The sequence below is a fragment of the Haloferax sp. YSSS75 genome (assembly GCF_046764215.1).
GTDB lineage: Archaea > Halobacteriota > Halobacteria > Halobacteriales > Haloferacaceae > Haloferax.
Genome location: NZ_CP177206.1, coordinates 2,925,844 through 2,940,737, shown reverse-complemented (window position 1 = coordinate 2,940,737; position 14,894 = coordinate 2,925,844). Strand labels below are relative to the sequence as shown.

The window sequence follows — 14,894 nt, the reverse complement described above, 5'->3', positions numbered from 1 at the left end:
CCCCGACTTCGACACCGCTGACGGCGCGCGGTGACGATTGTCACCGCCGCAACGGTCGGCGGACACTTTCACTTTCACCGTACTCTACGAACCCTTATCGGAGAGCGCGCGTAATCGCAACCGATGCCGGCCTCTGAGGACGTCGCGTACGTCGACCACCCGCTACTCGTCCCGTCGTTCATCGAGCGGCGACTCTATCAGATTCGACTCGCAGGCACCGCGCGCGACGACCACACCCTCGTCTGTCTCCCGACTGGCCTCGGCAAGACGACGGTCAGTCTCCTCGTCACGGCCGAACGGTTGTACGAAGTCGGTGGCAAGTCGCTGTTCTTGGCCCCGACCAAGCCACTCGTCCAACAGCACGCCGACTTCTACCGCGAGGCGCTCACCATCCCCGACGACGAAATCGTCGTCTTCACCGGCGACGTCCGTCCCGACGACAGAGCGGAACTCTGGGAAGAGGCCCAGATTATCATCGCCACGCCACAGGTCATCGAAAACGACCTCATCGGTAACCGAATCTCGCTCCGGGACGTGACGCACCTCACGTTCGACGAGTGCCACCGCGCGAGCGGTGACTACGCGTACGTCTACATCGCCGAACGGTACCACGCCGATGCCGAAAACCCACTCGTCACCGGGATGAGTGCCTCGCCCGGTGGCGACGAAGAGGCCATCCTCGAAGTGTGTGAGAACCTCGGTATCGCCGACGTGGAGGTGATGACAGAAGAGGACGCCGACGTCGACGAGTACACCCACGACACCGACGTCGAGTGGAACCGCATCCAACTGCCCGACGAGATTCTGGAGATACGCGACGCGCTCAACGAAGTCATCACCGACCGTCTGGAGAAACTCAAGGAACTGGGCGTCGCACGCTCGACGAAACCCGACGTCTCACAGAAGGACCTCAATCGGATGCGAGCGGAACTCCAGCGCCTGATGAACGCCGACAAGTCTGAGGGCTACAAGGGGATGTCGACGCACGCGGAGGTGATGAAACTCCGACGAGCGGTCGAACTCGTCGAGACACAATCTGTCGAATCCGTCCGTCGGTACTTCGAACGCCAGCGAAACGCGGCGCGTTCGTCCGGTGCGTCGAAGGCGAGTCAGCGACTCGTGGCCGAACCGAAGGTTCGCGAAGCGATGCGCAAAGCCGAGTCGTTCGACGACCTCCACCCCAAGTTCCGAAAGACGCGCATCCTCCTCGCAGAGACGCTCGGTATCCACGACGGAGAGCGCGTCATCGTCTTCACGGAGTCGCGCGACACCGCCGAAGCGTTGACCGAGTTCCTCTCGGAGAACTTCTCCGTCCGGCGATTCGTCGGACAGGGTGACCGAGAAGGCTCGGACGGGATGTCCCAGAAAGAACAACAGGAGACGCTCGACAAGTTCCGCAACGGCGAGTTCGAAGTGCTCGTCTCCACGTCCGTCGCAGAAGAGGGATTGGACGTGCCGGAAGTCGACCTGGTGCTCTTTTTCGAACCCGTGCCGACGGCCATTCGCTCGATTCAGCGCAAGGGTCGGACCGGCCGACAGGCCGACGGGCGCGTCGTCGTCCTGTTGGCGGAAGATACGCGCGACGAGGCGTACTTCTGGATTTCGCGTCGACGCGAGAAGACGATGCAAGAGGAACTTCGCGAACTGAAGAGTGCCGCACCCGAAATCGAGGCGGAACTCGACCACTCTCAGCGTGACTTAGCGGAGTTCGCCGGCGACGGTTCCACCGGAAACGAGGGGGTTGCGGACGGCAACGCGGCGGACTCGGGAACCGATGCGGACGCGAACTCATCTCCGGACCAACCCGCCGAGAACGTCGCCGCCGCCAGTGCGACGAACGGTCAGTCGGGTCTCGCAGACTTCGGACCGTCCGACGAGGAGTTGGCGAGGGCCGAACCCGACGACGATAGTGACGAGGAATCAGGCGACACCGCGACGAGCGAAGACGACTCTGGCCCCGAGGACGCCAGCGACGAAGCGTCCGGAACCATCGCCAAAGCGGGGTCCGACGACGGTGTCGAAATCGTCGTCGACCAGCGCGAACTCGACTCACACATCGCCCGGACGCTCTCGAAGCGCGACGACCTGACGACGCGACTCGAGACGCTCGCCGTGGGTGACTACGTCCTCTCTGACCGCGTCGCAGTCGAACGCAAGAGCGTCTCGGACTTCCTCGACACGCTCACGGGTGGGGACCGGTCGCTCTTCGACCAAATCGCGGACCTCACCCGCCACTACGCGCGACCACTCCTCATCGTCGAAGGCCGTGGTCTCTACGAGGAGCGCAACATCCACCCCGGTGCGATTCGCGGGGCGCTGTCGTCCGTCGCCGTCGACTTCGGCGTGAGCGTCCTCTTCACCGAGGACGAAGACGACACGGCCGAGATGCTCGCCACCATCGCGACGCGCGAACAGACAGACCGAGAACGGAACGTTAGCGTCCACGGCGGCAAGAGCGCGAAGACGCTGGACGAACAACAGGAGTACGTCGTCTCCGCCATCGCCGACATCGGCCCGGTGACCGCCCGAAACCTCCTCGAAGCGTTCGGGAGCGTCGAGGCGGTGATGACGGCGAACGAAGAAGATTTACAGGACGTCCGTGGCGTCGGCAAGGTCACCGCCGAGCGGATTCGAGAAGTCGTCGGGTCCGACTACCGCTGACCGTCGGGTGGGAATTTCTGTAGGCGTCGTTCCGACTGCCAACCAGCGATATCGCCAGCATCGCCCCGAGCGTCGTCGCTATCGGTCATTATTGTTGTACCAGAGATACTATTATGTGTCTGGCGTCCAATTTACTACTCGAACATGAGTAACTCTTTCTCGTCCACCGACATCCCGACCGGACAGCGCACGTTCTACGGTGACCCACAGCACGAATCGAGTCACGTAGACGACCAGGATATCTTCTGTGCGGCGGAACCTCGTGAGAACGAGCGCGAGATGTACGTCCACACTGACCACTACACCGTCGCGGACGACGACTTCGTCCGCGCCGAAACCGAGAGTCACCTCGTTCGCGCCGCCTAACTCGGCCGCGCGAGTCCGAACCAACGCGATAGCCGAGTCGCACAGTCGCACTCGATGGTCCGAGAAAGCGACCCACGGTCGGTGGGTCGACCCGCCGCACAGCACCACGTCTGATTTTCACAGGGCTGGTCGGCTAGCGTTTCGTCAGGGGGCGATTGTCACCGCTTCGTCAAGAGCGCGGTTGTCAGCGATTCGTCAAGGGCGCGATTGTCACCGGTTCGTCAGGGGACGATAGTCACCGGTTCGTCAGGGGACGATAGTCACCGGTATCGCCTCTGCGCGGAGGACTGTCTCTGCGGCACTGCCGAAGATTGCTCGTTCGACGGTACCGTCTTCGTGGTGGCCCATCACCACGTGGTCGTACCCGTGTGCTTCCACCACGTCGAGAATCTCTTTGCCGACTCTGTCGGCGTTCCAGACGTCGACTGTGAGGGTTGTCAGTTCCGGTTCGGCCGAGATGTTGGCCGAAGCGAGTCGCCCTCGTGCGTCGTCGAGAATCGCCTCGGTGGCGTCGGTCGGTTTGTTCGTAAAGTGGACGACGTGCAGTGACCCGCCCATCTGGCTGGCCATCTCGATGGCGAAGTCGAGGGCGCGTTTACTCGCGTCGGTGCCGTCGATGGGAATGAGAATCTGCATATCGGTAGAATGGTCGGGTGAAGCGTAAGTTCTCTCCTCGTTTCGCGGACGTCGAGTTCGGAGTAGGCGTCGGCTATCGGTCCAGTGCGGCGAGCGCCTCGGCCGCTTCACGTGCCGCGGCGAGGAACTCACGTGCGCGTCGCGGGTCGTCTGTCGACTCTGCCTGGTTTGCGGCCCACGTCAACGTCCGGACGAGCGATTCGCGCGCACTCGCAACCTCGTCAGACTGCGTCTGGCGGGGAGACGACGTTCGTCCTGTCGTCGCGGACGCCTCGGTCGGACGTGGGTCGGCCGTCGGAGACGCGTCTCGGGGTTGGCCTGGGTCGGCAGTGGCGTTCTGCGCCGCACCAGCAGCGATGTTGGATTGCCCGTCCGTTTCCTGTGCCGTCGCGCCGGCGGTGGCCCGTCCAGCGTCGTCGGCCTGTTGGGATGCCGTTGTCGCTTCCCCGGCGTCGGGCGTCGCTTCTGCTTCTGCGACTGCTTCGGCGGCACTGTCGGCGTCCGCGTCGGCGCTGGCGGCGGCCTGTCCCTGCGTCTGGCAGGTCGGACAGAACTCCTGTCCGTCGTAGCGGAAGATGGGGTCACCACACTGGTCGCAGTGTTTGTTCGTCATCGTCGCTCCCTTCAGGAGCAACTCGCTCATCCGCTGTGTCGAACGACGCTTCGATTCGTCGCGCTCGTACTTCTCCCGGAGTCGCTGACGTTCTGCCTCCTTGTCGAACTCGCTCATGAGGGGATGGACGCCGTGTACGTCGAAAAACCCCACGGCGTCGACTCGCACACGGGTACTTCGACGATTGACGTACATAAAATCGACAGACCGCGGTTTGGTGTTCGTTCCGAAACGTTTACTCGGAATCCAGAGCCACGTTAGTGTGGTATGACCAAAGTTAGCGTGATTGGCGCGGCTGGCACCGTCGGCGCTGCGGCTGGATACAACCTCGCACTTCGTGATGTCTGTGACGAACTCGTCTTCGTAGACATCCCGAAGATGGAAGACAAGACCGTCGGGCAGGCGGCCGACACGAACCACGGTATCGCGTACGACTCGAACACGGTCGTGACGCAGGGTGGCTACGAGGACACCGCCGGGTCCGACGTGGTCGTCATCACGGCGGGGATTCCGCGTCAACCCGGGCAGACGCGTATCGACCTCGCGGGCGACAACGCACCCATCATGGACGACATCGGTTCGTCGCTCGCCGAGTACAACGACGACTTCGTCTCGATTACGACGTCGAACCCCGTCGACCTGCTCAACCGACACCTCTACGAGACGGGCGACCGCGACCGCCACAAAGTCATCGGCTTCGGTGGCCGTCTCGACTCTGCGCGCTTCCGCTACGTCCTGAGCCAGCGCTTCGACGCACCGGTCAAGAACGTCGATGCGACCATCCTCGGTGAACACGGTGACGCACAGGTCCCCGTCTTCTCGAAGGTCCGCGTCAACGGAAACGACCCCGCGTTCTCCGCCGACGAGAAAGACGAGATTCTCGGCGACCTCAAGGAGTCCGCCATGGACGTCATCGAGCGCAAGGGCGCGACTCAGTGGGGCCCCGCGACGGGCGTCGCCCACATGGTCGAAGCGGTCCTGCACGACACCGGCGAAGTGCTCCCCGGGTCGCTCGTCCTCGACGGCGAGTACGGCTACGAGGACACCGCCTTCGGCGTCCCCGTCAAGCTCGGCTCGAACGGCATCGAAGAGGTCGTCGAGTGGGACCTCGACGACTACGAGGCTGACCTCATGGACGACGCCGCCGAGAAACTCCGCGACCAGTACAACAAAATCGCGTAACGCGGTCCTGTTCGCGACGACCCGACTTTTTTGGCAGTCATCTGCGTCTCCACGTCGGCCGACACAGGTGTCTCTGCCGGGCCAATCGTTTTCTTCTCACCAGTCGATAATTCACGTATGGCTACTCTTGGAGACGCGCCGACGGATTCGAACGCACGTGCCGACTCCGTCGAGTCGCGTCGCGTCTTCATCTTCCTCGTCGTCGCCTTCGGTCTCTCCGGGGCCACCGCGCTCGTCGTCTACGCGACGGGCGGGTTGACCGACTCCCCACAAGTCGCGTTCGGACTCCCGTTGTGGCTCGTCCTCGTCAGTACGTTCTACATGTTCTCACCGGCCGTCGCGAACGTCGTCACGCGCGTCGTCACCGACGAGGGGTGGGACAACCTGCGCGTTCGGCCCGCGTTCCGGTCGAACCTCCGGACGTATCTTCTCGCGTGGCTCGCACCCGGCCTGCTCACCGCCATCGGGACGGTGGTGTTCTTCGTCGTTTTCCCTGTGTATTTCGACCCCAACGCCTCGGCGTTTCGTGACGTCTTACCACCCGGTGCACCGCTGGAACTCGTCTTCGGCGTACAGGTTCTTCAGGGACTCCTCCTCGGTGCGACACTGAACACGGTGTTCGCCTTCGGAGAGGAACTCGGGTGGCGGGCGTACCTGCTCCAGAAACTGCTTCCCCTGGGCCGACGCCGCGCCGTCCTCGTGCTCGGTGTCATCTGGGGCGCGTGGCACTGGCCCATCATCGCGATGGGGTACAACTACGGCTTCGACTACGTCGGCGCGCCGTGGACCGGCTTTCTGGCGATGGTCTGGATGACGACGGCGACAGGGACGTTCCTCGCGTGGCTCGCGCTCCGTGCCGACTCGGTGTGGCCCGCGGCACTCGGTCACGGCATGATAAACGCCTTCGCAGGTATCGGCTTCATCTTCGCGACGTCCGGCGCACCGTCGCTGCTCGGCCCGACTGTCGTCGGCGTCGTCGTCGCCGTCCCGTGGGTGCTCCTCGCCATCGTCCTCTTGATTCGGTCACCGGTGTTTGGCACGTCACCGTCGGTCCGATAGGTTACAGTCGCCGCTTCAGTTGCTCGGCAGTCTTCTCGCCGACACCGGGAACGTCCGTCAGGTCGTCTATCGTCGCCTCGCGGACGCCCTCGACGCTGCCGAACCGCGTGAGAAGCGCGCGTCGCGTCTTCGGGCCGACGCCGGGCACGTCGTCGAGAACGGTCTTCACCTCGTCGCGGAGAGTCTGGTGATACTGGACGGCGAAGCGATGGGCCTCGTCACGGACGCGCTGGAGGACGTGCAGATGCGGGGCGTCGTCCGGCCAGTCGAAGGTTCGGTCCGGCGTGACCACCAACTCGCGGTCTTTGGCGATACCGACCGCCGGCACGTCCCACCCCGTCTCTTCGAGCGCGTCGAGCGCGGCGTTCAACTGCCCTTTCCCGCCATCGATGAGGAGCAAGTCGGGGTCAGGTCTGTCGTCGCGCCCTTCGAGTGCTCGCGTCGCTCGCCAGTGAATCAGGTCGCGCATGTTGGCGTAGTCGTCGTTTCGCTCGGTGAGTCGCCGCCGGCGATAGTCGGCCGTCTCGGCGCTCCCGTCCACGAAACAGACGTCGCTGCCGACGACGGATTTCCCCTGTGCGTGACTCACGTCGAAGCCTTCGATGCGGGAGACGCGACGCACGTCGAGATTCAACTCGCGGGCGAGCGTCGCCAGTCCGTCGTCACGGCCGGCACGCCGGCGGGCGTTCTTCAACGCCAGGTCGACCAGTTTCGCCTCGCGGCCCGCACCGGGGACGCGGACGCTCACGCCCTCGGATTCGAGCCACGAGACCACGTCCTGGTCGTCGGGATGTTCCGAGAGGACGACGGCGTCGGGAAGCGTGCGCTCCGCGTAGTACTGCGCGAGGAACGCCGAGAGGACCGCCGCCGTCCGGTCTTCTCCGTCCGGTGCGTCGAGGTGGTGTCGCGTCCGGTCGACTAACTGCCCGCGCTCGGCGTGGAGGCGGGCGACAGTCGCCGAGTCGCCGCGGAGGGAGACGCCGAGTACGTCGATTGCCCGTTCGTCCGACTGTGACGAGACGGCCGCTTCACCCGACCCGTGGAAGGATTCGACCGCTTCGAGTCTGTCGCGGAGGTTGGCCGCGCGTTCGAACTCTTCGTTCTGTGCGGCCGACTCCATCTCCCGGCGGAGTGGGTCCGAGAGGATGCCCGTCTCGCCCTCGAAGAACCGAACCGCGGACTCGACGTCCTCGCGGTAGGCGTCTTCGGCTATCTCGCCCGTACAGGGGGCGGTACAGAGACCCATCTCGTAGTCGAGACACGGGCGCGAGCGGTTCGCGTACTTGTGGTCCGAACACCCGCGAAGACCGTACGTCTCCCGGATGGCTTTGACCACCGTCTCGACGCGCCCCTTGTCGGTGTAGGGGCCGAATACTGTCGCCGAGTCTTCTGGGTCGCGAGTCACGTCGATTCGCGGGACGGGATGGGCGGTCAGTTGGACGAGTGGGTAGGATTTGTCGTCTTTGAGGCGGACGTTGTAGCGCGGTTGGTGACGCTTGATGAGGTTCGCTTCGAGGAGGAGGGCTTGCGTCTCGGTGTCCGTGACGGCGAAGTCGATGCCCGAACAGCGGTCGACCATCCGCGAGATACGTTCCGAACGAGGGTCGGCGTACGACCTGACACGAGCGCGGATGTCGACTGCCTTCCCGACGTAGAGCACCGTCTCGCCGTCGAAAAACTGGTAGACTCCGGGGTCCGACGGTAGTTCGCTGGCCCGTTCTCTGACCGCGCCTGCGTCCATCTGGCGGTGGTTACGCCGGGAAGGGCTTGAGGCTGACGCGTCTCGCGGACGCTTCCAGTGCCGACTACACGACACTCGGCCGGTTCGCGCCGCCGTCGCACCCCACGGCCGGCGGTGTCTCACGGCTTCCAACTCGTGTGGAGTGTACTTTCACGACCGATTCTGCCCACATAAAGTCCGCAGACGACAGCCTTGTGTATTCGTTATCGGACCTGATAATTCGCGGGAAAATTACTCGTGTGTGGATAGGGTACGTGGGTGCAAATGGGACTCGGAATCATCGCTCGCCTCCGCTCGTTGTTCGGCAGTCAGACGCCGTTGACCGACGGGGGAACCGCCGTCGTCTCGGCAGCGCCCGACCTGAACGTCGACGACGACGTCCTCCTCGACGGTGTCGGCCTACCGGCGTTCGTCCTCGACGCGGACGGCCGAATCGCTGCGTGGAACTCGGGTGTCGAGTCACTCACCGGAACGACCGCTCACGCGGCTCTCGGCCACCGCAACCTCGGCGAACTCTTCTACGGAACGCCGGGGAAGGACATCCTCGCGAAGACCGTTCTCGACAACCCCAACGGTGCGGAAGCGACCGATGGTGTCGAACTCGACGACGCGTCTCGGTTGCTCTACGCCCAAGAAGAAACGTTCGAGGACGCCAGCGCCGAGGTGTGTCACGCCCGCCACACCGCGATGCCGCTCTACGAAGACGACGAACTCGTCGGCGTCCTCCAGACTGTCCGCAACCGAACCGAGGAAGTCGAACGACACCGGAAAACCGAGGCGCTCGTCGGCGAAGTCGAACGGACGCTCACCGAACTGAGTCGAGGGAATCTCGACGCGCGAGCGGCCGTGAACGATGCGAACGGCGTCGACGACCAACTGCTCCTCGTGGTAGATTCGGTCAACGAGACGGCCCGGAACCTCTCGGAGTTGGCAGAGAACGTCGAAAACGAGACGGAGACGGCGACGGCAGCGGTCACCCGTGCCGCGTCCGCCGCCGACGCCATCGTCGACAACGTCGAACAACAGCGTGACCTGCTCGACGAGGGCGCGACACAGATGCAGCAGTTCAGCGCGACGATGGAGGAGGTTGCGGCGACGGCCGACGAGGTGGACACCGCCGCAAGAGAGGCGCGGACAGCGGCAGAAGACGGCCGAGAGGCGAACACCGAGGCACGGGCGGCGACAGAGAGCGTCGTCACGATGGGTGACGAACTCGTCACCCGAGTGACCGAACTCGGCGACCGGATGGACGACATCGAAGCAGTCGTCGAGGTCATCTCCGAAGTCGCAGAACAGACGAACCTGCTGGCGCTCAACGCCAACATCGAGGCCGCTCGTGCCGGACAGGACGGTGACGGGTTCGCCGTCGTCGCAGAGGAAGTCAAGTCACTCGCCGACGAGACGAGACAGCACACCGAAGATATCACGACGCAAATCGAGGGCATCCAGTCTCGTACCGACGACGCGGTGACCGCGGCGACGGAGTCGAACGACCGTATCGAACACGCCGACGAGAGTATCACCGAGATGCTTGAAGCGTTCGAGGAGATTGCGTCGTCGATAGACGTGGCCGCCGACGGCGTCACGGAGGTGTCGCGGGCGACGGACGAACAGGCAGAAGCAGTCGAAGAACTGACCGCGACCATCGAAGACGTGCGCGACCGGACCGTCGAGACGGAAGATGCAGTCGATAGCATCGTCACGGCAACCGACGAGAGCACGCAGGCGCTGTCGGCACTCGCCATGGAAGTCGAAGAACTGAGCGGCAATCGGGCCTGACAGGGCGAGCGATTGCTGTTTACCGCCGTTCGGACGGTGACGACCACGCCCTGCGTCCGGATGCGCTACGTGTAAGGCATCCCCGGCCGAATCACGCCCTATGAACGACGACACCGCCCAGCTTTGGCTGGTCGAGCGTTCTTACGACGACCGGGACCTCATCGTCCTCATCTACGCGACGACAGACGGCGAGTACGAACTCCGGAAAGAAATCGCGGCGGCCGTGATGCACCAGCGGCGACTGTCCACGACGGCCGCAATCGAGGCACCGGTCGAGAACCTCGAAGCGGTGACGGACGACGAACTCCGCGAACGCTACGCTGCCGAGGCGACGAAGATGTCGGAGTCGCACGACCCCGGCGACGAAATCTGAGTGCCGGGTCGGTGGGTTCGAGACGTGGCTCAGCGGGGCTGTCGCCACTGAGATGCGGTTTCGGTGTTATCGTGGCTGATTCCTGCACCTAAAACCCTTTAACCCAGTACGACACACGCCTGCCCATGGCCGCCATCGAACTGAACGGGGTGACGAAACGGTTCGAAGACGACGGAAGCGTACTCGATGCGCTCGTGCCGTCGTCCGAACCAGCCGTCGTGACCGCCGTCAACGACCTCTCTTTTACCGTCGAATCGGGAGAGGTATTCGGGTTTCTTGGTCCCAACGGCGCTGGAAAGTCGACGACGATTAACATGCTCTTGGACTTCGTGCGCCCGACCAGCGGGTCGATTCGGGTGCTCGGATACGATGCACAGGCCGAGAGCGTCGACGTCCGGCGACGAACCGGCGTGCTCCCCGAGGGATACGACGTCTACGACCGTCTCACTGGTCGCGAACACGTCGAGTTCGCCATCGAATCGAAAGAGGCCGACGACGACCCCGACGAACTGCTCTCCCGCGTCGGCTTAGACGCCGAGGCCGCCGGCCGCCGTGCCGGTGGGTACTCGAAAGGGATGGCACAGCGCCTCGCACTCGCGATGGCGCTCGCCGGGAGTCCGGACCTCCTCATCCTCGACGAACCGTCCAGTGGTCTCGACCCTGCCGGTGCTCGTGAGATGCGCGACATCGTCCGCGAGGAGGCCGACCGGGGTGCGACAGTGTTCTTCTCCAGTCACGTCCTCGGACAGGTCGAAGCGGTCTGTGACCGCGTGGGCATCCTGCGGAAGGGCGAACTCATCGCCGAAGACAGTATCGACGGCCTTCGCGACAGAGTCGAAGCGGAGGCCATCCTCCGAATCGACGTGGAGGGTGACGCCGACGTCGATGCGGTTCGGGCGCTCGACGGCGTCTCGTCAGTCGACGCCGACGGTGACCGTCTCGTCGTTGGGTGTACCGACGACGCGAAGACACGGGTCATCAACGCCATCGAATCCAGTGGGGCGACAGTCTCCGACTTCGAGACTGACTCGGCGTCGCTGGAGGACATCTTCCTCGCGTACACGGAAGACGAGAAACAGGAGGTCGTCGCATGAGTCGTCTGCGACGACGAATGCGATTACGCCAGAGCTTCGCTCTGGAGGTGACGGCATGACGCTCGAATCCGTCGCGCGCAAGGACTTCCGTGACGCGCTCCGTTCGCGGTGGCTCTTGGGTCTCACGCTGTTCTTCAGCCTCCTCATCGGCGGGTCGACGACGCTGTTCTACGGCTACCTGCTGAAGGATGCCGGGGCGAACTCCGAAGCGTTGTTCGGTCTCACGACTGCTCCCGGCGGTCTGTTCAGCTTCTCGTTTGCAGGTATGCTCGGGTTCGTCCTCGCACTCATCGCGCTCGTCACCGCTCACGGGTCGCTCATCGACGAACGCGAGTCCGGGACGATGAAACTCCTGTTGTCGCTGCCGAACTCCCGGCGCGACGTGGTGCTCGGCAAGTTCGTCGGCCGGACGCTCGTCGTCATCGTCGCGATGCTCGTCGGATTCGTCATCGCGCTCTTCGCGATGCTCTTTACCGGCGGACAGGTCATGTTCACGTCCTTCGCGGGGCAAGTCGCCCTCTCTGGACTGCTGGCGACGGCGTTCGTCTCTATCGGTATCTGGTTGTCGGCGACGTCCGAAACACAGCGACAGGCGCTCTTCAGCACCGTCGGTCTCTACTTCATCTTCGCCGTCCTCTGGTCGACGGTTGCGACGGGCGTCCCACGCGTCCTCAACTGGGTGGCAGACAAGGTGCCGGGCGTCGAACAACTGGCCAGCGAGCAGATTGCGCTCATGCGGTTGTTCATCAAGTATCTGAACCCGCTTCGGGCCTACGAGACGCTCGTCGCGCAACTCTACGGGTCGGCCGCCGCCGCCCGTCTGTTCAAAGCGGGCCTCGCGGAGTCACTCGTCCTCCAACCCGTCCTGAAGGAGTCGATTCCGTTCTATCTCTCGACGCCGTTCATCCTCGCCGTCCTCCTCGGGTGGATAGTGATTCCACCACTGCTCGGCTACTGGTCGTTCGAGCGCGCCGACCTCTGAGCGCGCCGCGGACCGGGTTTTCTGCGTCGTTATTCGGGCGGGTAGTCGACGCCGCGTTCTTCGAGCAACGCTTCGAACTCGTCTTCTGTGAGTGTGGGGACGCCCTCCTCGTCGGCGTCGTCCCGTTTCGACTGCCCGGGATTCTCGCCGACGACGAGGTAGTCGGTGTTCCCCGACACCGACCCCGTCACGTTCCCGCCGTGAGCCTCGACGAGTTCGCGGACAGCGCTCCGACTCACCGCGAGCGTCCCGGTGACGACGAACGTCGTCTCGGCGAGTTCGTCGCCGCCCGCCTCGACGGGTTCGGGTGAGACGCCGTGGTCGAGAAGCGACCGAATCACGGCGCGGTTGTCTTCGTTCTCGAAGAAGTCACGGACGCGGCGAGCAACCGTCTCACCCACGTCGGGGACAGTCGTCAGGCGGGTTTCGAACGCGTCGAATCGCTCGACTGGCACGTCGGCCTCGATGGGGAACTCGTCGATAGACCCGAACTCGCGAGCGAGTTCACGCGCCGTCGCCTCGCCGACTTCGGGGATGCTCAACCCGACGAGGAACGAATCGAGTGACGGCGACTTCGACGCGTCGAGGGCAGAGACCAGGTTCTGTGCGCTCGTCTCGCCCCACCCCTCCAGTTCTGCGAGGTCAGAGACGGTCAGGTCGTAGAGGTCGGCGACAGACTCGACCAGACCCGCGTCGACGAGTTGGGCGACGCGTTCGCCGCCGAGGCCGTCGATATCCATCGCACCCTTGACGGCGAAGTGGCCGATGGAGGCTTCGCGCTGGGCCGGACAGGCGAGACCACCCGAACAGAACGCGAGTGGGCCATCCCTATCGACCGGACTCCCGCAGACGGGGCACTCGTCGGGGAACTCGTAGGTGCCACCGGCATCCTTGACGACTTCGACCACCTGCGGAATCACGTCGCCGGCGCGTTTGACGCGGACTCGGTCGTCGACTGCCACGCCGAGCGACTCGATTTCGTCCGGGTTGTGGAGCGTCGCCCGCGAGACGGTGACACCACCGACGTCCACCGGGTCGAGGAGGGCGACCGGTGTGAGTCGCCCCGTCCGACCGACCTGTACGACGATGTCGCGGACCGTCGTCACCTCGTGGCGGGCGGGGAACTTGTAAGCGAACGCCCACCGGACAGACCTGCTCTTTTCGCCCAACTGCTCGCGGGCGTCGCGGGAATCGACTTTGATGACGGTGCCGTCTATCTCGTAGTCGAGTTCGTCGCGAATCTCCAGCATTCGGTCGCGGTAGTCGATTGCGCCCTCGACGTCGTCCGCGAATTCGACGTGGTCGTCCGCCACACGGAGTCCCCAGTCGTGGAACCGTTCGAGTGCGGCACGCTGTGAGTCGGGCGTGACGCTCGCGTCGAGGACGTCGTAGAAGAAGACGGCGAGTGGTCGCTCGGCGACGACGGCGGGGTCGAGGTTGCGGAGCGTGCCGGCGGCGGCGTTTCGCGGGTTGGCGAAGGGGTCCTCACCCGCTTCGACGCGTGTGCGGTTGAGTTCCGCGAAGGCGGGTTTCGGCATGTACACTTCGCCGCGGACTGCCAGTCGTTCGGGTGGGTCGCCACGGAGCGAGAGTGGAACCGTCGGAATCGTCTTCACCTGCGCGCTCACGTCGTCGCCGCGTTGGCCGTCGCCCCGAGTCCCCGCGCGGACGAACTGGCCGTCTTCGTAGACGACTTCGACCGAGAGGCCGTCGAACTTGGGTTCACAGACGTAGGTGGCGTCTCCGACTTCGCGGCGGACGCGTTCGTCGAACTCCCGCAGGTCGGCCGCCTCGGTGCTCTGGTCGATAGAGAGCATCGGGGCGGTGTGTTCGACCGTCTCCAGTTTATCGAGCGGTTCGCCGCCGACGCGATTCGTCGGACTGTTGGTCGTATCCAGGTCGAACGCGCCTTCGAGGGCGACGAGACGAGAGAACAGGGCGTCGTAGGCCGCGTCGGAGACGAGTGGGTCGGCCTCCACGTAGTAGCGGTGGTCGTGTTCGCGGATGGCCTCGCGAAGGAGTTCGGCCTGTCGCTCGGCGTCTTCACGCACGAGCGATTCGGCGGGTTCGAATTCGGTCGGGGGGTCCCGAAGATACGGGTTCGAATCGGCGTCGGCGTCACTCATTGGGTGACGTGTCGGACGGGTGGCGGGTAAACGCTCCGGGGCGACTTCGGACTGCGGATATCTCAGGCGAAGAGATACGCGACACCCAGTGCGGTCATGAAGATGCCGCCGAACCGCGTGAGCGTCACGTTCCACTCGGCAGGTTCTACCTCGTCCCACGGCGTCTTGCTCCCGATGGAATCCAGTCGTTCCGTGAACTGGGCAGTCTTGTAGGGCTTGAGAGCACCGGGGAGGCCGATGGCGAGGAACATGACACCGACCCCGAAGAGATGTTCAGTCATA

At 64.2% G+C, this 14,894-nt stretch carries 13 protein-coding genes; 8 read left to right on the top strand and 5 right to left on the bottom strand.

The genetic code is table 11. The features are described from left to right. Positions 1 to 123 precede the first annotated feature (123 nt). Positions 124 to 2,661, top strand: a complete 2,538-nt coding sequence (locus ACK3R5_RS15315) for a DEAD/DEAH box helicase (RefSeq protein ID WP_411967580.1) — start codon at positions 124 to 126, stop codon at positions 2,659 to 2,661. 144 nt (positions 2,662 to 2,805) lie between these two features. Beyond that, a complete protein-coding gene (locus ACK3R5_RS15310) occupies positions 2,806 to 3,027 on the top strand; it encodes a hypothetical protein (protein WP_411967579.1) in 222 nt (73 codons plus the stop codon). Positions 3,028 to 3,273: 246 nt separating this feature from the next. On the opposite strand, the gene ACK3R5_RS15305 is transcribed toward ACK3R5_RS15310, so the two are convergent. Together ACK3R5_RS15305 and ACK3R5_RS15300 are read right to left on the bottom strand one after the other, a co-directional pair. After that, on the bottom strand, positions 3,274 to 3,663 hold the full coding sequence (locus ACK3R5_RS15305; RefSeq protein ID WP_411967578.1) for a universal stress protein: 390 nt from the start codon (positions 3,661 to 3,663) through the stop codon (positions 3,274 to 3,276). A 73-nt stretch (positions 3,664 to 3,736) separates the two neighbouring features. Further along, the gene (locus ACK3R5_RS15300) at positions 3,737 to 4,393 is read right to left on the bottom strand and encodes an Sjogren's syndrome/scleroderma autoantigen 1 family protein (RefSeq protein WP_411967577.1); all 657 of its coding nucleotides are present in this window, start codon (positions 4,391 to 4,393) and stop codon (positions 3,737 to 3,739) included. Between the two features lie 150 nt (positions 4,394 to 4,543). Here ACK3R5_RS15300 and mdh point away from each other — a divergent pair, with 150 nt between their 5' ends. Further along, complete coding sequence (gene mdh / locus ACK3R5_RS15295) at positions 4,544 to 5,458, top strand: malate dehydrogenase (RefSeq protein WP_151161984.1); 915 nt, start codon at positions 4,544 to 4,546, stop codon at positions 5,456 to 5,458. A gap of 117 nt (positions 5,459 to 5,575) precedes the next feature. Continuing rightward, positions 5,576 to 6,517 (top strand): CPBP family intramembrane glutamic endopeptidase, encoded by a 942-nt coding sequence (locus tag ACK3R5_RS15290; RefSeq protein ID WP_411967576.1) that lies wholly within the window; start codon positions 5,576 to 5,578, stop codon positions 6,515 to 6,517. Between the two features lies 1 nt (position 6,518). Here ACK3R5_RS15290 and ACK3R5_RS15285 read toward each other — a convergent pair whose 3' ends face one another. Next, the gene (locus ACK3R5_RS15285; RefSeq protein WP_411964900.1) at positions 6,519 to 8,258 is read right to left on the bottom strand and encodes an excinuclease ABC subunit C; all 1,740 of its coding nucleotides are present in this window, start codon (positions 8,256 to 8,258) and stop codon (positions 6,519 to 6,521) included. A gap of 264 nt (positions 8,259 to 8,522) precedes the next feature. Between ACK3R5_RS15285 and ACK3R5_RS15280 the strand changes: the two genes are divergently transcribed. From ACK3R5_RS15280 to ACK3R5_RS15265, 4 genes are all read left to right on the top strand, one after another. Further along, positions 8,523 to 10,037: a methyl-accepting chemotaxis protein gene (locus ACK3R5_RS15280; protein WP_411967575.1), complete on the top strand. Its 1,515-nt coding sequence runs from the start codon at positions 8,523 to 8,525 to the stop codon at positions 10,035 to 10,037. A gap of 100 nt (positions 10,038 to 10,137) precedes the next feature. Next, positions 10,138 to 10,410 carry a hypothetical protein gene (locus ACK3R5_RS15275; RefSeq protein ID WP_411964897.1) on the top strand — a complete coding sequence of 91 codons (273 nt, stop codon included), beginning with the start codon at positions 10,138 to 10,140 and terminating at the stop codon, positions 10,408 to 10,410. Between the two features lie 125 nt (positions 10,411 to 10,535). Continuing rightward, positions 10,536 to 11,504 (top strand): ATP-binding cassette domain-containing protein, encoded by a 969-nt coding sequence (locus ACK3R5_RS15270; RefSeq protein WP_411967574.1) that lies wholly within the window; start codon positions 10,536 to 10,538, stop codon positions 11,502 to 11,504. Positions 11,505 to 11,559: 55 nt separating this feature from the next. Continuing rightward, a complete protein-coding gene (locus ACK3R5_RS15265) occupies positions 11,560 to 12,486 on the top strand; it encodes an ABC transporter permease (protein WP_411967573.1) in 927 nt (308 codons plus the stop codon). Between the two features lie 29 nt (positions 12,487 to 12,515). On the opposite strand, the gene ligA is transcribed toward ACK3R5_RS15265, so the two are convergent. Beyond that, positions 12,516 to 14,612, bottom strand: a complete 2,097-nt coding sequence (ligA, locus tag ACK3R5_RS15260; protein ID WP_411967572.1) for an NAD-dependent DNA ligase LigA — start codon at positions 14,610 to 14,612, stop codon at positions 12,516 to 12,518. A gap of 62 nt (positions 14,613 to 14,674) precedes the next feature. Then, positions 14,675 to 14,893 carry a hypothetical protein gene (locus ACK3R5_RS15255; RefSeq protein WP_411964893.1) on the bottom strand — a complete coding sequence of 73 codons (219 nt, stop codon included), beginning with the start codon at positions 14,891 to 14,893 and terminating at the stop codon, positions 14,675 to 14,677. Between the last annotated feature and the right edge of the window lies 1 nt (position 14,894).